24 protein-coding genes and 1 pseudogene are annotated in these 21,343 nt (G+C 30.0%); 9 read left to right on the top strand and 16 right to left on the bottom strand.

Annotation, left to right across the window (positions count from 1 at the left end; all coding sequences use genetic code 11):
* Positions 1 to 208 precede the first annotated feature (208 nt).
* From RR409_RS05960 to RR409_RS06020, 13 genes are all read right to left on the bottom strand, one after another.
* Positions 209 to 2,002, bottom strand: coding sequence for a hypothetical protein (locus RR409_RS05960; protein ID WP_332556818.1), 1,794 nt, complete (start codon positions 2,000 to 2,002; stop codon positions 209 to 211).
* 14 nt (positions 2,003 to 2,016) lie between these two features.
* Entirely contained in the window at positions 2,017 to 5,097 is a 3,081-nt protein-coding gene (locus RR409_RS05965) for a hypothetical protein (RefSeq protein ID WP_332556819.1), read from the bottom strand.
* A gap of 236 nt (positions 5,098 to 5,333) precedes the next feature.
* Positions 5,334 to 5,804, bottom strand: coding sequence for a hypothetical protein (locus RR409_RS05970; RefSeq protein ID WP_332556820.1), 471 nt, complete (start codon positions 5,802 to 5,804; stop codon positions 5,334 to 5,336).
* A gap of 57 nt (positions 5,805 to 5,861) precedes the next feature.
* Positions 5,862 to 6,236: a hypothetical protein gene (locus RR409_RS05975; RefSeq protein WP_332556821.1), complete on the bottom strand. Its 375-nt coding sequence runs from the start codon at positions 6,234 to 6,236 to the stop codon at positions 5,862 to 5,864.
* A gap of 201 nt (positions 6,237 to 6,437) precedes the next feature.
* Positions 6,438 to 7,085: an ATP-binding protein gene (locus RR409_RS05980; protein ID WP_332556965.1), complete on the bottom strand. Its 648-nt coding sequence runs from the start codon at positions 7,083 to 7,085 to the stop codon at positions 6,438 to 6,440.
* A gap of 28 nt (positions 7,086 to 7,113) precedes the next feature.
* Positions 7,114 to 8,088 carry a phage replisome organizer N-terminal domain-containing protein gene (locus tag RR409_RS05985; protein ID WP_332556822.1) on the bottom strand — a complete coding sequence of 325 codons (975 nt, stop codon included), beginning with the start codon at positions 8,086 to 8,088 and terminating at the stop codon, positions 7,114 to 7,116.
* A gap of 327 nt (positions 8,089 to 8,415) precedes the next feature.
* Positions 8,416 to 9,309, bottom strand: a complete 894-nt coding sequence (locus RR409_RS05990) for a recombinase RecT (RefSeq protein WP_332556823.1) — start codon at positions 9,307 to 9,309, stop codon at positions 8,416 to 8,418.
* Positions 9,310 to 9,331: 22 nt separating this feature from the next.
* The gene (locus RR409_RS05995) at positions 9,332 to 10,396 is read right to left on the bottom strand and encodes a YqaJ viral recombinase family protein (RefSeq protein ID WP_332556824.1); all 1,065 of its coding nucleotides are present in this window, start codon (positions 10,394 to 10,396) and stop codon (positions 9,332 to 9,334) included.
* Between the two features lie 3 nt (positions 10,397 to 10,399).
* Positions 10,400 to 10,573 carry a hypothetical protein gene (locus RR409_RS06000; protein WP_332556825.1) on the bottom strand — a complete coding sequence of 58 codons (174 nt, stop codon included), beginning with the start codon at positions 10,571 to 10,573 and terminating at the stop codon, positions 10,400 to 10,402.
* Positions 10,574 to 10,714: 141 nt separating this feature from the next.
* Complete coding sequence (locus tag RR409_RS06005; protein ID WP_332556826.1) at positions 10,715 to 10,873, bottom strand: hypothetical protein; 159 nt, start codon at positions 10,871 to 10,873, stop codon at positions 10,715 to 10,717.
* Positions 10,874 to 10,991: 118 nt separating this feature from the next.
* Positions 10,992 to 11,117 carry a hypothetical protein gene (locus RR409_RS06010; RefSeq protein WP_332556827.1) on the bottom strand — a complete coding sequence of 42 codons (126 nt, stop codon included), beginning with the start codon at positions 11,115 to 11,117 and terminating at the stop codon, positions 10,992 to 10,994.
* On the bottom strand, positions 11,095 to 11,925 hold the full coding sequence (locus RR409_RS06015; RefSeq protein ID WP_332556828.1) for a phage antirepressor KilAC domain-containing protein: 831 nt from the start codon (positions 11,923 to 11,925) through the stop codon (positions 11,095 to 11,097). The genes RR409_RS06010 and RR409_RS06015 overlap by 23 nt, the downstream gene beginning before the upstream one ends.
* 38 nt (positions 11,926 to 11,963) lie before the next feature.
* Entirely contained in the window at positions 11,964 to 12,188 is a 225-nt protein-coding gene (locus RR409_RS06020) for a helix-turn-helix transcriptional regulator (protein WP_332556829.1), read from the bottom strand.
* A 210-nt stretch (positions 12,189 to 12,398) separates the two neighbouring features.
* On the opposite strand from RR409_RS06020, the gene RR409_RS06025 reads away from it, so the two are divergent.
* The 6 genes and pseudogenes from RR409_RS06025 to RR409_RS06050 form a co-directional block, all read left to right on the top strand.
* Positions 12,399 to 12,878, top strand: a complete 480-nt coding sequence (locus RR409_RS06025; RefSeq protein WP_332556830.1) for a helix-turn-helix transcriptional regulator — start codon at positions 12,399 to 12,401, stop codon at positions 12,876 to 12,878.
* Between the two features lie 21 nt (positions 12,879 to 12,899).
* Positions 12,900 to 13,358: an ImmA/IrrE family metallo-endopeptidase gene (locus tag RR409_RS06030; protein ID WP_332556831.1), complete on the top strand. Its 459-nt coding sequence runs from the start codon at positions 12,900 to 12,902 to the stop codon at positions 13,356 to 13,358.
* A 71-nt stretch (positions 13,359 to 13,429) separates the two neighbouring features.
* Positions 13,430 to 13,615, top strand: a complete 186-nt coding sequence (locus RR409_RS06035) for a hypothetical protein (RefSeq protein WP_332556832.1) — start codon at positions 13,430 to 13,432, stop codon at positions 13,613 to 13,615.
* Between the two features lie 277 nt (positions 13,616 to 13,892).
* Positions 13,893 to 14,111 carry a hypothetical protein gene (locus tag RR409_RS06040; RefSeq protein WP_332556833.1) on the top strand — a complete coding sequence of 73 codons (219 nt, stop codon included), beginning with the start codon at positions 13,893 to 13,895 and terminating at the stop codon, positions 14,109 to 14,111.
* Between the two features lie 334 nt (positions 14,112 to 14,445).
* Positions 14,446 to 16,065, top strand: coding sequence for a recombinase family protein (locus RR409_RS06045; protein WP_332556834.1), 1,620 nt, complete (start codon positions 14,446 to 14,448; stop codon positions 16,063 to 16,065).
* Positions 16,066 to 16,116: 51 nt separating this feature from the next.
* Positions 16,117 to 16,401 (top strand): annotated as a pseudogene (locus RR409_RS06050) (hypothetical protein); the annotation flags it as partial.
* A 54-nt stretch (positions 16,402 to 16,455) separates the two neighbouring features.
* On the opposite strand, the gene RR409_RS06055 reads toward RR409_RS06050, so the two are convergent.
* Positions 16,456 to 17,478 (bottom strand): homoserine dehydrogenase, encoded by a 1,023-nt coding sequence (locus RR409_RS06055; protein ID WP_332556835.1) that lies wholly within the window; start codon positions 17,476 to 17,478, stop codon positions 16,456 to 16,458.
* Between the two features lies 1 nt (position 17,479).
* On the bottom strand, positions 17,480 to 18,583 hold the full coding sequence (locus tag RR409_RS06060) for an iron-containing alcohol dehydrogenase family protein (RefSeq protein ID WP_332556836.1): 1,104 nt from the start codon (positions 18,581 to 18,583) through the stop codon (positions 17,480 to 17,482).
* A gap of 156 nt (positions 18,584 to 18,739) precedes the next feature.
* On the opposite strand from RR409_RS06060, the gene RR409_RS06065 reads away from it, so the two are divergent.
* A complete protein-coding gene (locus RR409_RS06065) occupies positions 18,740 to 18,898 on the top strand; it encodes a hypothetical protein (RefSeq protein WP_332556837.1) in 159 nt (52 codons plus the stop codon).
* 56 nt (positions 18,899 to 18,954) lie between these two features.
* Here RR409_RS06065 and RR409_RS06070 read toward each other — a convergent pair whose 3' ends face one another.
* On the bottom strand, positions 18,955 to 20,064 hold the full coding sequence (locus RR409_RS06070; protein WP_332556838.1) for a D-alanyl-D-alanine carboxypeptidase family protein: 1,110 nt from the start codon (positions 20,062 to 20,064) through the stop codon (positions 18,955 to 18,957).
* 210 nt (positions 20,065 to 20,274) lie between these two features.
* On the opposite strand from RR409_RS06070, the gene RR409_RS06075 reads away from it, so the two are divergent.
* Entirely contained in the window at positions 20,275 to 20,865 is a 591-nt protein-coding gene (locus RR409_RS06075) for a DUF2953 domain-containing protein (RefSeq protein WP_332556839.1), read from the top strand.
* Entirely contained in the window at positions 20,858 to 21,325 is a 468-nt protein-coding gene (gene ytfJ / locus RR409_RS06080) for a GerW family sporulation protein (RefSeq protein WP_332556840.1), read from the top strand. Before RR409_RS06075 ends, ytfJ begins: the two co-directional genes overlap by 8 nt.
* Positions 21,326 to 21,343 lie beyond the last annotated feature (18 nt).

Raw genomic sequence — 21,343 nt, forward strand, 5'->3', positions numbered from 1 at the left:
TTTCAGTCAGCACTAAAAATACTTTCATATCTCAAAAGGAAATTTTAGACAAGCTGTTCAACTGCTGGTTTCTTAACCTTAAGAAAACCTTGTAATGCAGCTCAAAAGCTTGTCTAAAATGATTTGCTTAAACTTTTCATTGTATTTTCAAATCGCAATTACTTCAGGATACAAATACAATATACCTTCATGGGAGACTTCTTTTCTATCAAATCAGATAAAAAAGTTCTTTTAAAACTTCATTTTGTATACACTCATCTATATTAGGATTTAAAGTAAAAACCTTTATCGATGGTGTCAATTGGTTATTTCTTTCTTCAAATCTGCTATTATAGAAATTAAATAAATATTTTTGTTGATTTTGTGTTTCCTTGCCATTGATAATCCAAATCTTATTAATTACGTCATTAGGATTAATAGTACTAATAGAAAGGGCATAATTATAAGCAATTCTCTTAATACTATGGTCAAAAACAGAGTTTACACTAGACCATTTTGCATCTAGTATTAGAAAGTTAGAAAAGCCATTTTCACTTATTTTAATAACATAATCCGGTGTATAATATTGTCCTCTTTCTCCATCAAAACTAATGTCATTATTTCTAAATAATCCTATATTATTATCATAGTGAACATGTTCATTGTAAATAACAGGTTGATAATATACTTTTAAGCTTGTTTGTCCTTTTTCAAATGTAAAAGTATTTTCATGTTTTGTGTTTATATATTTAGTGCTTTTTCTGAATTTGTAATTAAATTTAACAGATTCCTTCAAACTATATTGATTTTTTGCAATATAATTATTAATTCTCAATAGGGTATAGTATTCATATATTTCACTAGCCTCAGAAAAAGTTAAAATCATTTTTTCATTACGAAGATCATAATTACCACCTTCATACCAATCTCTTATTACCTTATATATTTTCCTATAATGTTGTACTCTCATAAATATATCTGATGGTTTAGGAATATAATTTAAAGATACTTCATCACACTTTAAAATCTGCCTATACATAAAATAAAGTTGCTGAATTTTTACCCTTGTGCTCTCCAATTTATCTTTATATTTTTCTAAGACTTTATTTATCTCCTTATATATTTCATTAGATGAAGAACTATATTCCGTTCTAATAGAGTAGCCTTGCTGTCTATATATATTGCTTTCAATATCATTAATTTTGTTGGACAGCGAATTGTAAATACTCTTTAAAAACCCTAAAATAATTTTATTTTCATATATATTATAGGAAATCTTGTTTTTATTTACTAAAGTTTTTTTAGGCTGCAAGTTTAATTTATTATACACAATACCTGTATTATAATTTACAGGTACTAGGTTTTGTGGATTACTAAGTATATGTTGTATTGTTTGTTTATTTACTTCTTTAACCTTTTCAAAATCGTCTACTACAAAATCATCTTCGATCCTGTACTTAGTATTGGATTTAAAATACTTAAAATTACTTTCATATTCAAATAATATACTTTCTAATATTGAAATTTCAGTATCAGTATTTTTATTTTCACTTTTTTTAACATCAGCGAAATCTTTTACATTTGAATCCTCATTAAATAGGTACTTTTGTGAGTTATTAGATATATAGGACACCATTTTTCTGATAAGCTCACTAGAGATATTATCTCTGATTGCCACATCTAAATATTTTGAATAAAACTCATAACTAGTAGTTGCAGTTTTAATATTAATAGTAAAGCTCACATATCCAAAATAATTTAAGAAAATTCGTTTATCCAAATATTCCGGTGCCTGAAAAAATATTTTTCCATTATTATAGAAACATTCTCTTAACGTATCATTTATATATATTTTTATATCTTCAATTTCCTCACTAAAAATTATCGTTGCATCATATTCCATGTCACTGTAAACTACTCCACCAATTGAACTATTAAGTAATAAATTCTTTTCAGTAGTTTCTGTTAATAATATACTTAAGTCACCAGCAAATTTAGTTTGTAATATTAATCTACATTCCATTTAAATAACCTTCTTTAGGAGAAAAATTGATAATACTGCATATTAGTATCACCTTTTTTTATTATATTACTTACTATATTTTTACACTTAACCATATTATTCTTATCAAAATTCTCCTCTAAATCTTTGAGAAAATTCTTATATTCTTCTCCATAGCCATTAATCTTAGGTAGCAATTTTTGTGCAACCGCATAGTCTAATGCAACAAATTCAGGTGATGAAGTACTTTCTGTTTCTTTAAATAAAACACATCCTACTTTTAAATATTTTTTAATCATATTGTCTATTCGTGGACTTATACTTATATTGTTTTTGTTAAATTTTTCGTAAATCCCCCTTAACTCTTCGTACATTTTGCTTGAAAAATCTGCTTCCTCTTTTAAATAAGATAAAAAGGAGAAACTTTCTTCTAAATCTTGAAACATGATAATATCTTCAGAATTTTGTTCATACATAGTATCAATAATTGAATTTGAATTATAGTCATTGCTTTCTAGTAATATTATCCAAGCTCTATCTAGCAACCTTGGTGATAGTGCTTCAGTCGTGTGATCATAGTTTATTGTTGCTAAAAATCTTAAAGTCCTTGGTATGTTATAGATGTAATCATCACCTAAGTTTATACATCTATTCTTTTTATCAAGATCGCAAACATTCATAAAGTCTGCCCAATAATGTTCCATCGAGCTTAAATTTGCTTCATCTAATAAAATATAATAAGGAAAATCATTTATTTCTCTTTTATATTCTTGATGTAGTATGTTAAATGTTCTAAAAAGTAATCCGTTATTTTTATCAAATGATTTAGTTAATGGGTTGTAATAACCTATTAAATCTCTTTTAGAAGTCCAACCATTTTCAACTGAGATTTCAGTAAAACGATTATAATTAGCATCATTGTTTGATAATCCTAATATATTTGCAATAATATTACAAGCTGAGGTCTTCCCCACTCCTGGCTCTCCTGCAAATACAGTTAAGAACCCTTGATTTATGCATATCATCATATTTATAACATCGTTCTTACTATAATTTCTAAACTTCTTAAACTTATCAAATATATAGTCTATGAGGGTTACTTCTTTAAATGTTTTAACCCCTAAAACCTTTTCCACATTTTTTCTTGATGCAATTTGATTTTCAAAGCTCTCTGTATATCTTTTTTTGCTCCATTTTGCCGCTGATTCTAAAATTTCATTAGCAATTATTCCATCAAAAGCAACATCAGAATACTTGCTTATACTAGTAACATCATCTAGTTTTTCTTTAATCTCTTTCTGTATAGATTGACTTTTTCTACTAAACACATCGTATTCTTCTTGTACTTTCTTTGCATCGTCTTCGATTGCTTCCTTTCTTAAAATTAGTCCCTCTATATCATTGGCCAAATTATATTTTTTAGTTAACTCATTAATATTTTTTTCTATTCTTTCTCTTTTATCTTCTAATTCTTTTATTTCTGATTTCTTTTTTTCCATCAATTTTTCTTCGTTTTTACTACTACTATTTTCTATTTCTTGCAAAAGATTTTCTAACTCTTCCTTTTTGTTTTCTAATTCCTTATTTTTACTATCTATTTTAGCTTGTACTAACTCAACATTTTGTAATTTTCTTAAAATCTCGTTTTGCTCTAATATTTTTTCTGATATTTTATTTCTTGTTTCTTTATCATCTAATAATAAATTTATAAGATCAATTAAATAGTTATCAATAAATTCTTCTGTTTTTTCAGTATGAGTTATAAAATCCTTAATTCGTTGCCTTCTTTCCCCTGGAAGAATATTATTAACCATAGAAGTAATATTTTTTCTTATTTTTTCAACTTCTTCCTTTGAATACTGTATATTTTTTGTTATGATAGCCCCTCTGAGTTTATCGATTAGTTTTTCATTACTTATTGTATCTATACTCTCTTTGCTTAATTCTTGTTTATTATGAAAATATACAGCTTTCACATAAGAATTACTATAATCATAAGGATTTTCTATTTCAATAATGCTCATATAATTTTCATTATCTTTTAAAGAATACTTATCTATAATATAATCGGCACTTCTTTTGTTGACAAAATAGCCACCCCTTCTAATGTTAGGTTCATATTCAAAGGGACCATAAATATACCTATTATCTTTAATATAGACTTTATCTTTTATAGGTTTGTTTTTTATTTCAAATTCTTCATTACATAGTAATTCATCTAAATTTACATTATCCTTAAATAATTCAGCTACTTCATATATTCCTTCACTGTTAATATCATATATATCATTATTACTAATTAGTTTATTGCCATCAATTTTAAATTTAGTCTTACTTCCAGTTTCCTCTAAATCTTCTTCATTGAATTTACATATCCATAAGGGACTGTCTATATCAAACCTTTTACTGTCAAATCCTGACCATGGATTTACATTTATGTTTCCATAATCCGGATAATCGCTTCGATCCACTTTGGTTAACTTGCTACCTTCAAATTTATATAATGGATATATATTATAAAAATTATTTTTTTGTTCTACAGTAACTATAAATTTATTCATGTTCTTTTCATCTTTTATCATATTATCATCCTTATTATTCCTTATTTTACTTATACTATCACCATCATTGCTAGAAAAATTATTATTAGTTGTTCCATTAACATCTGTTGTCTGTATTATGTTACTTTCTACGTTTAAATTAATAATTTCATCTTTTATTTCCTCGTCAATGGTTATTTCGCTTTTCATATTACCCTTTTGTTTAATTATTTCTATAACTTTTTCTCCAAGATTTTTGTATTCCATAGAATCTCTAGTAACTAGATAAATAATTTGCTCAATAGTTTTTTCTTTGTTATTAATATCAATAAGTGCCTCAATCTGCGTTATATCCTTATCTTGAAACTCTTTTTCTACATTTGATTTATCCGATAACGTTTTCAAAGGATTTAATACCTCATTAGCATTCTTTAACAGATTAGGTATCATCATTGGTTTAGGATATTTTTTTATACTTCTAAATCCTGATATCTTTATATTTAATATTTTGCATATATCCTGCAGTCGTTCCTCATTTAACTGATTTATTATCCAACTTATTGTGTCTTTGTCCACTTATACTACCTCCTAATTTACTATTTATATTTATATCAAACACTAGTGTTCTGATATGAGCGTAATAATTAATATATTTCTACACAATAATGTAAATTCCTTTGCTACTATAGTAATATTATTAATTTAACATCAACCCTAATAATACCTTTATAACAATTTTATTGATTTTTTAAGTACTATTTTAAATTTAAATAAAAAAGAAAGATAATTAGCAATCTTTCTTTTTTATTTATCTAGATTTTAATATTATGTTTTTTAAACAATTTATTAAAAAAATCTCCCAAATAGTCCTTTAATTCTATGTCATTCCTATTATTTATATCTTGATTCATAAATTTATAAATTTCATATCCTTCTAAAACTAAATCTCTTTCGATTTTCCTCTCATTTGTTATTCTAACAAAATCCGTATTATAATAATTCCCATTAACATTAGAGTAATGTTCAGGTCCATCAATCTCAAATAATATTACCTTTCCATTCAAAACCATTCCAAAATCTATTCTATGAATTACTGTTCTTAATCCGCCACTCTCTTTTATTGTTTTAACCCTATTTTTCAATGCAAGTTGTGGTAGTAAATTCGGATACTTTCCTTCATAAAATACCTTCTTATTGCTATATAAATCCTGTATATAACCCATGTAAGCGTCATAAAATCGCTTTTCTATATCAGTTGAAAATTGTAAAATTCTATCATACAAATTCTTACAATAGCTCTTACAAAAGCACTTGCACAGATCATCCCAAGTTATTGTAGTCTATGAGTCTTTGTTATAAATTAGATATTTATTTATATCTTCTACAACTGTTATTTCATTGTAACTAACGTCCAATGTAGTATCTATTTTATCACCTGCTGCAAATATTACTCTATTAATTGGCCTTATACTTCCGCTAACAAACCTTTGAAATTCATCGAATGATTCTTTTTGCATACCTCCATACTCGTAAAAATCTTTAACAAAATTTTTGATGACTTCAACTGAGTTATTAAAATCTTTATTTTCTTTAATTATTTCTTTTACAGTCTTGTCTTTGTTTTCTATCTTGAAAAACTGGCATAATTTTGCTCTTATTCCACTTTCGCTTTGAAATATTTGTATCATCTTATTGTATAGCTCTAAAAACTTCATTTAAGTCCATCCCCCATTTACTTGTTATAATTATCTGTTATTTAACTCGTCTTAAGTATATTCATATTTTCATCGATAATTACCAACAATCATACAGCATGTAAAAATTTCCATATTTTTTACTTTTTTAATATATTTATTACTTTTAAAAATCATCTATTCTGTTTGAATAAAAATTATACTTCCTTATGAACTACTAAACTATCTCAACCTCCAATTCCCCTCCCTTCCCCTCTCTATCTCCACCACATAGTCCTTACACATCTCATATATCCTGGACCCCACTGCTTCATCAAAACTCAATAAATTCTCCACCACAAATTCTGTGCTTATTATCAGTGGAAGATGATTAAGATATCTATAATTCAATATCTCAAACATGATATTTAAATCAGATTCAGTGATTTTCCCTTTAAACAAGTCATCTATTAAAAGAACTTCACAGGTTTGGTACTTTGCTATAGTTTTTCTATAGTATTCATCATCCATCATGTTTTGTTTAATTCTAGTGATTACATCACGATAAGGCATATAAACTACCTTTATGTTTTTCTTTAAAAGGTTTAAAGCTAATGCTACGGATAGGTGGGTTTTGCCCCCACCCACCTGTCCACAAAGTAATATGCTGTTTTTTCTACTGTTTTTAATGTTTTTAAATTCTTTAAAGTACGAAATAGCAGTGTCTTTTGCCCTCCTTGAACTTTCGTTCCAGACTTCAAAGCTGGTGAAGGTTTGCTTGGATATCTCAGGATTTATCCCTGCAGCTATCCATCCGTTTTTAATTTTTTCTAGCTCCCTACATTCACAGCTTACTGCTAATGGCGAATATCTCTCCTGTTGCACTAAAATCCATCCAGTATCGCAACAAGTACTGCATTTATAGGAGCTCTGACTCAATTTCCTTTCGTTCTTCGTCACTGAGCTGTCTAGGCCCTTGTGGCTTAAATCCCATATACTCTGTTGTATTCTTGCCCCTACCGCTAACACTGCTTCCATTTTTTATTCCTTCCCCTTCCTTTGGATACCCTTCTTTAGCCCAATTTCTTAGTATTCCGTTTATATAAATCATGGTTGGTTTATTCTTTTCTAGTGCTCTATTTATGGCTTTTTTAACATTTTCATATCCATGTTTTGATATAGCTACCTTTATTGCACCAAAGTTTAACCCTCCAATAAGTCCAGTTGTATTTTCAAAGTATTTAAGAAGATCAACAGACATACTGTGTAGTTGTTGTTTTATTTCTATATCTTTTGGTGTTACTTTAGCATCTTTTTCTTGCTCTATTTTTAACTCTTTTTCTCTTATCTCTGTCTCTCTCTCTAACTCTTTATCTCTATCTCTTTCTCTATCTCTATTCTCTATCTCTGGTGGACGTTTCACCAAAAATGTCCCATAATTACTTGGAGAAATGTCCGGACATTCCTCGGACATTTGTCCTTGATCCAATGGAGTTTTTTGTCCAAGCATTAGCTTTTCTTCTTCTATCTGCTCTCTATAAAGCCTCTTTCTATCAGCTTCAGAGCTGGATTTTCCTATAAAGCTTTGAATACTCATCATGTACATTGTGCCATCATCAAGTCTTTCTATTAACTTCATAGATGACAAAACTTTCAGCCCACTTCTCACTACATCTATATTTAAATTTGTAATTGTTGCAATCATATTTTCATCATAAGGAATGAAATCATTAAATCTTAGGGCTCCATTAAACTTTAGTGATTTAAGATAAAGTTTAATTAAAAGGTTGGAATAAAAAATTCCGTTAGGTAAGCTCTCTAATATCTTAATTTCCTCTGTATCAAAGAAATTGTCTTTTAACTTTAAATAGTAATATCTCTTGTTATCTGACATCCCTGTTCCTCCCCACGTATTTTCTTAAGCCCTCCCAGGTGGGCTTTATTTCTTTAAGGCTGCAGTATTTTATAAAGGAAAAAAGAATTTTAATGTTCACTGCCGCATCTCCTTAACTTTCTTAATAGCCTGTGATATATTAATGGTAAGAGCTTTGCCGAGCTCTTACCAATTTTAATAGTTTAACAACTTACTGAAAGCTTAGTGTTTCTTCTCCTTTATTCAATTCCTCAAAATAGAATTTGGGAAGCTAATCACTTTTAGAAGATGTTAAACATAATGATTTTTCATTTTTAATCTTGAGAGTACCCTTTGCCGAGGGTACTTTTACTTTTCATCCTTTTCTTCTTGAATATCTACTACCTGAGTTTCATTTACTACATAGGATTTATCTATATATGCATCCCCAAAGTTTGCAACATTAGGTTCCTTAACCACCATGGCACTATTATCTCTTTGAAGTCCTTCCATAATAGTTTGATTTTCTTGTTGCTCTATGGACACTGGCATATACTTAATAAGTTTTAGTATCACAGTTTTAAGTGCCATGCTCACATAGTGATCCTTCCAAGGTCCAAAAACTTCCCCTTGTTTATTCTTAGATTTAGTAAATTTATCTCTATGTTTTTCCATCTGACTTCTAGTCATTACCACAAACCCTGTACCCCCATCTTTTAGCTTATAGCAGCCATAGAAGTGAGTTATTTTTGCTTCATCATCTTCTCCACTAGGTATATGAATAAGCTTTTCCTCTAAGCCATAGCTATACTCGAACTTATCTCCTTCATAAACCTCATGGGCACTTATGGTGGACACTGCTCCAGTTCTTCTAATAAGGTCCAATGCACCCTTATAACCTACTTGAAATTGAGCTTCCATCTTCCCACTTTTGTTATTCCAAAAGGGAACTATATAAGCATGACCTAGTAAATTTGGCTCAAGTCCTAGAGTTGCACAGTTTACTATGGCTCCCACAATGGTTTCTGGAGTGCAGCTTAAAAGTTGTGGATTTCTGCTTGCTGCATTAAGTCCTATCCTGCAAAGTCTTTCAGGGGTTACATGCTTTGGCACCAAACTCTGAATTGCCTTAAACTGGTGCTGCAGCTGCTTTGTTAATACACCCTGAAAAGACATATCATTTTGTGGAGTTACTTGTTGTGTTTGTATCTGTTGCTGAAGGGCATTTTTAACACTTGTTGTAGTTGCTTTTGTTGTTGTCATAATTAATTTTCCTCCTTTGATTTCACTTAATTTCAAACTTTCTAAATGTAGAAGTTTTTGTACATTCTTCATATATTGATGGATATTTTTCCTTTAAAGTTTTACTGTCCACTGATGTCCTTCCTTGTGTCTTCCATATGACTTTTTTATCTAGAGCTATGCCAATTTCATTATCCTTTAGTAAATCTTTTAATTTGTTTTCATACTCTCCTAGTTTCAATTCAAGATCCTTTGCATGACCTTTCAGTTCTTCTCTCTTTTCAATTAGCTCTATAGCCTCCTCTGGAAGAATTATTTCCGCATTTGGTTTGCTTGTAGGGTATAAGGTTTTCAATAATTCTGTTGAAGCATATGTACCTTCTATCATAGGTGGATTCTTAGCTAAAACATGATTTTTCCAGAAACTTTTTGCAAGATTCTTTACCATTTCTATAAGGTCATCATCCCTCTGAACATATTTTTGTACATACTTATTACCACCTATAAGAGCAGCAAAATAACCATAGCTGACTCCTGTAACAAACATATACCATTGAAGTTGAACCATATATTGCACCGGAACTTCTTCACCTTCCCATAGGTTTTTAACATATTCAGATGCTGTCTTAATTTCAAGGATTCCTTTTTCTCCCTCACTGTTAGTAATAAGCCTATCTGCATTTCCTATTGCCCACCCATACTCAGGATGTTTTAGTATTGCATTAACTTTACTTACCTTCATACCATTCCTACTTTGAAACTCTTTAGCAATAACATCTTCCATCACTCTTCCCCAGTACATCATTTCGTTATCTTCAACTGGTTCAAGGTGCCCAACTTTATCTAAATAAACCTTCATTGGTGTTGAATATTTACTGACCCCTGCTATTCCTCCAACATCAGTTCCAGTGATACCTAATTTTCTAGCTTCTAGCCACTGCTCATGAGTTAAATCCTTTGTACTAACTAAGATGTCACACTGTAGGCCGTAGTATCTCTTTACAAATTTTTGTCCATCTGTAATTCCACTTCTTCTCTCCTGAGGCATCAGTTGTGGGGTAAGCTGAAAGGCAATTAGTGGATCCTTAGCATAAGCTACACTTTCCAAATCCTATCCCTCCAATTTTTCTAATTCTGCATCTAGCTCTGCAATCTTAGCTTCTAAATCTGCAATTTCCATCTTAATTTCATCAATCCTGGTTTCATTTTCTATAGGGCAAAGTGTGCTGTTTAATGTGCAATCACCAGTAATTTGATTTTCATGGACGCATCCAACTTGGCACATAATCTTTTCCTCCAATTTCATTTTTTGGTACTATTCTCAAACCTCTTGCATAGAATATATTGAGAAAGTATTTTTCATTTTTTAAAAAGTAGTTTTAAATTAAAGGCTTTACAGCCTGTTTATCAGATGTTGGTTAGTAGTTTAATTAGCTTCCTTTAACTTCTCTATAAGTATATCTAACTGCCTCGGAGATAGTTTCTCTGCTAGTATACAAGCCTGTTCTCTAGCAATTCTTTTGCTTAGCTCTTCTAAATCAACTTCATGAAGATTACTTATTGTTACAGCTTTAATTTTAGACATGATTACTACCTCCTTTTTCCATTCATAATATTCAAAACCTTATAATTCTGTGACATTTATTCTAAAATATATGGATAAAACTCAACACCATTCAATACTTCAACAATGCTAATTTCTTTTAAAAATTCTTCTCTTCTGTTTTTATACACTGCTCAAAGAGTTTATTCCAATCATTGACTATTACCGCAGTTGTGCAAGGCATATTAACTCTGTAGATTTCATCACCTAGTACACGCCACTTCATCCAAAGCAGTTTCTTCTCCTCTCTCTATTAAAGGTAAAATTCCTTCCTGCTTTAAAATCTCATAAATGAACAATCTTCCTTTTTGAGTCCACTTGGTATTCATTTTCACTGCTTTTGTGCCATCTTTATGTGTAATTGGTATGGTTTCAGAATGTGTATATCCCTTACCATGATGATGGCTATATAAAAGCCATTGACCACTTTGCTTATACTGAACTTTAAAATAATGTAGGGTTTCATTCATTTCTGTTCCACTGATCCCATAATCCTTAGCTATTTGGGTTATAGTTACAAGACCCTTATTCTTTAAGATAGAATCTGTATAGTCTGCCTTTGGTTTAAGCTCTCCCAGTAGTTGATCCTTCTTCTTATTCTCTAATTGCAGGACTTTCTTTTCTTCTCTCTCCTTTTTAAGCTCCGTTAAAATCTTAATCATGGTATCTGGATTTAAAAGCACCTCTTCTAGCTTCTCAGGAGTCATGTATGTTCCATGTTTTCTAATGCTCGGTAGTACTTCTACTGCTAACCAGTGTTGGAATCTTTCAGCTATTTCATTACTAGCTTTAAATGCTAGTTTGTAAACTGCTGATTCTGTAATGAAATCACCTCTCCCTACTTCTTTGGGAAACTTTAAATATTCATTTACTCTTGACCATCTGATATTTTTATAGGTTCTGCCATGTTTGGCAGAAGTACTTATGAACCCTAAGCTTCTCGCAACTCTTTCCGCATCAAATAAAACTTCTCCATTATCTAACTTAAGAGCCACTTCAAATAAACCTTCTTTAAAAATCTGTATATTGCTCACTTTGCATCCTCCTACTAAAAATGTATAAATTGGTTAAACTAAGCTATGATACTTTGTTTTGTGCTACGCAGATCATTTTCTGGGAATAGTTCGCTTAAGGGAACCTCTATTGTATTAGCAATAATTCGTGCATTTTCAAGGCTTGGCATTGAGTTGCCATTCATAATCTCATAAAAGGAAGATTTTGAAAGACCAGTTTTTGTTATCACATGAGTTATTTTCAAGCCTTTTTCTTTTATAACTTGCCTTATGTTATTATTCATAATGTCACCTCCTTTACATAAATATTACCACTATACCGAACGTATAGCAAAACTTATTTTACCTCATAACCGAACTTTATTTACCTTTATACCGCACCGCGTAGTATTATCTACGTTTTTCTTAAAAATGCTCTAATTTTCGTGTTTACTTCACCGAACCATATGATATAATATGAGTATGGTTTACCGTACCGAATGGAGGAATTAAATATGTCACTAGGTCAAACTATTAAGAATATTAGAAATTCCAAAGGTTTTTCTATTATGAAGGTTAAAGAATTGACAGGATTATCTAAATCTACTATTAGTGATTTAGAAAACGATAAAAGCAGTCCAACAGCAGATACACTGCAAAAGTTAGCAACAGCACTAGAAGTACCTGTAGAAGAGTTCTTTAAAGAAGGAAATGATACTGAAGATATATCAAAAGAAGATAACGCAGTAACTCCAAATACTAATGCAGAACCTTCGCCCTTGCATTTAACCATCAAAGAGCAAGAACAAATAGGTGAAGAAGGCCAAAAAATACTGAGAGAATTTGCTCTTTCTTTATCCAAGGAAAAGAACAATTTAAAAGAAGAGGATTATATGGTATTAGGTGCAAGTATAATGTCTGCACTAGAAACTATAAAGATTAAAAACAAAGTGAAATATTCATCTAAAAAATACAAAAATAATGAGGAGAAATAAGGGGTAAAGGGGTTTATATTTTTGTATATTGAGAAAAATATTGAGAAAACTGTGAATAGACTTATAAAGAAGAATAAAACAAGTAACCCTGAGGAATTAATCAGAAGTATGAAAAATGTAGATTTTGCATATGAACCTCTTACTGAAAATCTCCATGGTTATTACTTCTATATTAGTGAAAAGAGACAAATTGTGAGAGTAGATGAATTTTTGAATTATTTTTCAAAGCAATATGTTTTATTTCATGAACTAGCACACATTATATCAAAACATAGAGGTACCATACTATTCGATTGTCTTAATACTGTGAGTAATCTAAAAGAAGAATACGAAGCGGATTTAATAGCTACCTATATGTTTGTGCGCCACAATGAAATTACTGCTTCTAATGTAGATGACTTTGTGCTTCCTAAAAGAGCTTCTGAATTAGTACATAAGTTTATTTTAGATACAGGTAATCAGCATAAAAATTTCAAATAGTTATATTGGGGACAAGCAGTCATGATTAAAACTTTAAATTAATACACTAATAGATAAATAGATGGATATAAATGGATAATGATAAAATATTTGATTTAATTAGTAAGATGTACTGTGAGATGCAAGAAGGTTTTAAAAAAGTAAATAAGAGACTAGATAAAATTGAATCTAAGCTGGAAAATAACACAGTGCTACTTGAAAATGCAAATGCTAACATAAAAACATTAGCTGAAGTGCAAGGAGCATTTTCTGAATAGCTAGACAGAGCCAAAGATTAAGATGGTAAAACTCTTGGTGAAAGATTAGATGTTATAGAACTTGCAGTTACAAGTACTACTAAATTAGTTGCAAATATTGCTGACACTGTAGAAGTTCTCAAAGTAACTACTGGTAAAAATGAAATAGATATAAAAATATTAAAGAAAAGTAGAATTAGTTCCACGGCTAAATATGGATATATAAATAATTGGCACACTGGTTGTGTTAATTTTTTTAAACGTCAAAGAACATACATTCGATAAGGAGATGGATATAATGAATAAGAAAAAAGATAATAAATTAGATGGATTAAAAAAAGTAGATTATGAAACCACAATTAACTTTGTTAATAATATGGCTAAACTCGGTGAGGGAAATCATATTCTAGAATGCCCAGTATGTAGTAATGATGTGCTTGCCAGCACCATAATGAGCTATGGATCTTTACATGGTAGAGCTAAATGCACAAAATGTGATTTTACAATTCTGCTATGATTATCTCACAAAAACTAGCTATATTAGTTGCAATATTATTTGCACATTATAAGATAATTTTAAGCAACTTATATTAAAAAGAATGCAAAATAGAACTATATTTTTATGTAGTATATTTATTGCATTCTATATATTACAAAAATCTATAACTTAAAACACAATATGTAGTAGCATTTTCATACTTACTTCTACTACATGTAGGATAAAAATCTCACATAATACTTTTTGTGGTTTAATCATGCTATAGAAAGTCTAAAAAAGCTCTTTTAAATTGGAATATTATTCTCGTAGTTTTAATAATAACTTAGTATTAGAATTAAATTGAGGTGATACTGTGAAAGCGGCAATTTATTCAAGGAAGTCAAAGTTCACTGGCAAAGGTGATTCTGTTGAAAATCAAATACAAATATGTAAGGAATATGCTAAGTTACATTTCGATAATATAACTAATGATAGTTTTGAAATATATGAAGATGAAGGGTTTAGTGGTGGTAATACCAATAGACCTATGTTTCAGCAGTTTTTAGAAGATATTAAATTAAAGAAATTTGATATTCTTATGTGTTATAGGCTAGATCGTATTTCTCGTAATGTTGCTGATTTCTCTGCCACACTAGAAACACTGCAGAAATACAATGTGGAATTTGTATCAATAAAAGAGCAATTTGATACGTCTACCCCTATGGGACGTGCTATGGTATATATCTCTTCAGTTTTTGCACAGCTTGAAAGAGAAACTATTGCTGAGCGAGTTAGAGACAATATGCTTGAACTTGCTAAAACAGGCAGATGGCTTGGAGGACAAACTCCCCTTGGGTTTAATTCTGAACAAATTACTTATTTAGATGCTGAATTCAAAGAGAGAAGTATGTATAAATTAGCACCAGATACTGAAGAACTTGAAATTGTTAAGTTGATATATAGTAAATATTTAGAATTTCAGTCATTGAGAAAAGTCCATACTTATTTACTAAAAAACAATATTAAAACTAAACAAGGCAAGGACTGGCTTGCAAGCTCTTTATCAAATGTACTTACATCCCCTGTTTACGTTAAAGCTACCTCTGAGGTTTTTACTTACCTTGAAAGTAGAGGAATTAATACTGTTGGAACCCCAAACAACATTAATGGAATTTTGACATACAATAAGAAAAAGGGTAGAAGCCAACATAGAGATGAAGAAGAATGGATTGCTTCTATAGCAAAACATGAAGGTGTTATAGATGGTGATACCTGGTTGAAGGTACAATATATGCTTGAGGAAAACAAATCAAAAGCGCCTCGTTTAGGTAAAACACATAATGTTTTACTTACAGGCATACTCAGGTGTGAAAAATGTGGCTCAAATATGGGCGTAGTTCACGGCAGGAAGGATTCTAATGGTAATAAGATCTATTACTATGCCTGCACAATGAAACAGGATTCTAGGGGCACAAGGTGCAATAATGAGAATGTTAGAGCTGATGAATTAGAAGAAATGGTTATTAGCAAACTAAAACTTCTCTATAGCAACCGTGGTGAGTTAGTTAAAGAGCTTAATGGTAGAAAAAAGTTAATCAGTATAAATAAAGATAAAGAAACCTTAATTGCGAATACTAAGAATTCTATTGTTGAAATAGAAACTTCTATAAATAACCTAATTGAGCAATTAGCCACTACCTCCCCTGCTGTTTCAAAATATATTATTGCAGATGTTGAAAGAAGAACTGAGCAACTGGAAAAACTAAAAATTAATCTGTTAGAACTTCAGAAAGAAACTATTGAGCAAGAAGAAGAATTAGTTAATATTAATTTACTTATACAAGGACTAAAGGATATCAGCATGTATATTGATACCGCAGATCAAGATACGAAAAAGAAGCTGCTAAGTATATGTTTAGATCAAGTAACCTGGAATAGTGAAACTGGAATAGTTGATTTTAACCTTTGGAATGAAGGTAGTAAAAAAAAATAAAACTTCTCCCTCCAAAAATTGGAAAAGTGTTGCAGTTTGTAATGTCGAGCAGAAGCAATATCAACGGGTTCTCTTGCAGGTCACAATGCTGTTAGAAGTCAATTAGGCATGCCTTTATTGATTCTTCCACGATTATTAGTAATCGGTGATATCATTGCATATGCTAATGAAAAAGTTATGACAAAGGATGGTCGAAGAAATAGATACACTTTTGCTGGTGCAGAATATTTTCAAAGAATGAAAGACTTAAACCTATATTCATTAGACAATGAAGAAATTCATAATAGAGTTAAAAAGTTAAACTTAGATAATATTTTTAATCAAAAATTATTATAGAAATTATAAGAGAGTTAAGGCAGGTTCCTAACTCTCTCATTTTTATTAATTTGGTTAATTTATTTTGTTCTTCATATTAACAATATCCCTAAGCAGGGACGCCGCTGCCGGAATAGTACCCGAAGCACCACCCATAATAGTTATATCTCCTAAAGTATCAGTAGTATATTTTACTGCTTTATTTTTTCCATCTACATTGAAAAATGAATCGTCACTATAAATTTTTTGTAGTGAAACTGAAAGTTCCCATTTTTTGTAAACCTGTTTAGCTCTACCAACAAGTTTGTATTTATAATTCTGAAGCTTTCCACTTTGAATTTGCTCTTTTGTAATATCTTTAATTCCACTTATTTTTACATCCTTAAGATCTTTGTTATCATTTAATATAGAATTATAAATAATAACTAGTTTAGTTGCAGTATCGTATCCCTCTATATCCAATGACGGATTGCTTTCTGCTATACCTAAAGCTTGTGCTTTTTTAAGTGATTCTTCAAAACTCAAGTTATTTTCTTCCATTTCGTTGATAATATAGTTTGATGTGCCATTGAATATTCCTTGAATTTCTAACACCTCTGAACCCGCAATATCAAAAATTCCAGCATTTATAGCTGGCAGTGCGCCACCTGTTGTACACCCTATATATAAATCACAGCTATTTTCCTTTGCTAAAGCCTTTAATTTGTTATGTTCCAAAAGAATAGGTCCCTTATCTCCAGTAACTACATTTATTCCCTTTGAAAGCAATTTAGTAATGTAGGCTAATCCTGGTTCTCCAGTGTATATATTTGTTGGTGTAATTATTATTGCAGTATCTACACCTCCATTTTCAATAACATAGTCAATATCAATTTCTGATGAAAAAGAAGGTGAATCTTCTAAATTTTTATTGCCATCTATAATACTCATTAATTCATCAATAGGAAATCCACCTGGATTATAAATACATCCTTTAGAAGAAAAAATTGAAATAACTTCCAAGGAAATGCCCTTATTTTTAAGGAATTTTTTTTTATTATTTAGCAATCGAATAAAGGCTCTGCCAATATTGCCAAATCCCATTAATACTACTCTCATTTTAGACCCTAATTAAACTAGTTCTATATATATCTAAAATATCATCTCTTGTCACTTTAGATGGATGATTCCTTAGCTTTGACTCATTACTAGCCATATACGATGCATACTCATAGATTTCTTCATCTGTTATTGCTATAGGTTCTCCTATACAATCCATTAAAAAGTCTCCAAATTGATTTAAATTGTTAAACCCAATTAGTTCCAAAATAGTTTTTACCTTCAGTTTATCTTTACAAAAATTCATATAAGATTTTAAAAATACTCCGTTTGCTTTGCCATGAGGAACACCTTTATTGTAAGTTAAAGCATAGCCCATACCGTGAGGAAGTGAAGTTCCAGATTGAGAAATAACCATTCCTCCAATACACGATGCTATCAAGAGCTTTTCACGGGTTTCAAAATCGAGTTTTTCATTTTTTACTTCATTTATACATTGCCCCATGAGCTTTAACCCGCTTTCAGCTAACCCATCACTATAAATATTAGCATTAGCAGATAAATACCCTTCTATTAGGTGCGATAGTGCATCTACTGATGTATTTATAGTTACATCTACAGGTGTATTCATTAAGTATGTTGCATCTAAAAAACAGATTACTGGAAATACCTTTTGCACTATACCACGTTTAGTTTTTACTTCATGGTCTGTAACTATTGCATAAGGTGTCACTTCAGTTCCAGTTCCTGCAGTGGTAGGAATAGCTACTATGGGTACTGATAATAACATAGGTGATGCAAACAAGTCTTTCCTTGTTGCCTCTATATTTTTCATTAGAACTCCTGCTGCTTTGCAAGCATCTATTGGAGAACCTCCTCCTACACCGATAATAAAATCAACTTCCTTATCCCTACCCAAACAAGAAATTTTTTCTACAGTTTCTACTGAAGGGTTTTCTTCTACTTCATCAAATAAAAAGTAAGTAATCCCCACTTCTTGAAGTAGTTCAACTAAATCCGCCAAAGACCCATTATGTTTTGAAGAGCTTTTACCAGTAACAATTAGTGCTTTTTTGCCTAAGGCTGATACTGCTATACCATGATTTTTTAAGGCGTCCTTTTCTGCAATAATTTTCGTCGGCATATAAAATATAGGATTATTCATAATAATTCCTCCGTTTTTAAACTTATTATCCTTAATATAACATTTGCATATACATTTCTCAATATTATTACTTTTATTTCCATGGAAATGAAATGTAAACAGTTTGGAGTATAATTTTTCTTAAAAAGATAACTCTATTACAAGGAGGTGAATAATATGGCTCAGAACAAGCAAAAACAACAAAATAAATTACAAGGAATGAATAATCAAAAACCTACATCTAATCAACAGTCTTATATTAGTGATGAAAGCAAAACCATCCATGGTGGAGCAAAGGATACTGAACCAAACACAAAAGAAAATCAACTTAGATAACTAAAAAGAGCTATTTCATAGCTCTTTTTCTTGATACATTTTCATTTTTAATATTTTTAATCAAGAATTTTCTTAATAAAGTCGGTAACCTTTTTATTATTAACACTATTGCTAGCCTTCATTGGGTATTTCATAAGTACTTCTTTGTCACTACTTATAACTAAAATTCCAATTTCATCTCCTTCTTTTACAGGTGCTTTTATAGCATATTTAGGTACTCTTACTTCCTTGTTTATACTTCCATCATTTTTCACAGGAACAATTATGTCCTTATCAATTTTTAGCTGAACTTTACTTCTATTATTCTCTACATAAACTTCCCCTAATATATCATCTTTAGAAACAACTTTTTTAAAGGTATAATTTTCCTTAACGTAATCATAGATTTTTTTTGTTTGATTCCATCTATCGTTACAATTTAAAGTTACAATTATTATATCGCTATTATCATATTTAATAGAACTTACTAAACATTTTCCAGCATTACCAGTATATCCTGTCTTAACTCCATTTGCTTCTGGTATTTGATATATAATCTTATTTATATTTTGAAAACTTCTTGTGAATCCATTTTCATTTCCTTCAACTAATTTTGCAGAAACTATTTCATTAAACTCTTTTATTTCCTTTGCTTTCATAGTTGCTATTGCTAAATCATATGAAGAGGAATAATGATAAACACTATCAAGCCCATGAGGAGACTCAAAATGACTATCCATAAGTCCTATTTCAAAAGCATACTCATTCATTAAAGCACAAAACTTTTCAATAGACCCACACATACCTTCTGCAATTGCTATCGCACAATCATTACCAGATTTTAACATTAATCCATATAATAATTCTTTTAGAGTAACTTTTTCCCCACTTTTATAGCCTACCTTTGATCCTCGAATTGTAGCTGCATTTTTAGATATTTGAATTTCTTGATTTAAATTTCCGTACTTAAGTGCAACTAAGCAAGTTATTATTTTAGTTGTACTAGCCATTGGAATAACTTTGTGAGCATTTTGTTCAAAAAGTACAACACCTGTATTACTGTCTATGGCAATTGCTGAAACTGCATTTACTCTAAGTGACTTCCCGTAAACTATAGGGGAAAAAACTGTTACTATCATGGTAACAATGATAAACATTGAGAATAGTTTTAAAAATTTATTTTTCATAATTTCACTCCTAACACTAGATTTTTAATGACATTTCAGAAGGATATATTACTTACTTATTGACATATTCATATGTAAAAATCATTTCCTTCTTGAAGTGGTGGAATAAAATAAATTTATGCGTTATTTTAAAACAGTAATTAGTAGAAATTGTATATTAAAACTTTAAATGGATAGAATTATAAATACAAAATTTATGGAGGGATTACGTTGAAAATTTTCTTAATAGTGTTAACTATAACATCATTGATATTATTATTACCTATTCCTCTTAAAATAACACTATCTTATTCTGGTAAAAAAGCACACATTAAAATATATAATAAGGAAATCAATATTACTAAAAGAGTGAAAAAAAAGATAAAAAAGACAACTGTAAAAGTAACAGATAAGATTGAAGAAGATGTTATACACAAAGATTTTTTTAACCCACATAACATTAAAAAAATCTTGAAAATTCTTAAAAGAAATAAATTTAAATTTAATTACAAAAGTAATATATCAATTACTTACTCCTTGGAAGACGCTGCTCATACAGCAATTATGTATGGATTTTTAAATCAGTTACTGAGTTATTTACATGGATTTTTAGCTATGTTTTTAAATGTAAAAGATTATAAATACAATATAAATCCGCAATACAACAAATACTACTTAAATTTCGAAATAACTAGTATAGTTTTTGTAAATTTAGGAAAACTTATATATATATGTATTATTATTCTTCATGCTCTAAAATTTGGTCCAAAAAAATTAAAATTACCAAAGGTTCAATATAAGGAGGAAATGCAAAATGGATAATCATCATCCAATAGAAAACTTAATGAGAAGCACCATGGAAAGTATCAAAGATATGATTGATGTTAATACGGTGGTAGGCGAACCTGTCACTGCCTATGATGGAACAGTGATAATACCAATTTCAAAGGTTTCCTTTGGATTTGCATCTGGAGGAACAGAATTTGAAAATACAAGAGATTTAGACAAGTGTGATAGACATCCTTTTGGTGGAGGTTCAGGTGCTGGTATTTCTATACGACCTGTAGGATTTTTAGTCGTAAAGGGTGATTCTATAAGAATGTTACCTGTAGACCAAACCAATACTTATGACAAAATTGTTGATACTGTACCTCAAATTATTGATATGTTCAAAGATATGTTTAAATCAAAAGATGATGAATGTTGTGTTGAGAATGAAAATGAAAAAAAGGAACCTTGTGTTGATAAAGTTCCTTTTGATCCTTGTGATCCTCCTGAATAAGTTTCATAGTAAAAAAGA

It is taken from the genome of Clostridium sp. (assembly GCF_036642255.1).
Taxonomy (GTDB): Bacteria; Bacillota; Clostridia; order Clostridiales; family Clostridiaceae; genus Clostridium_J.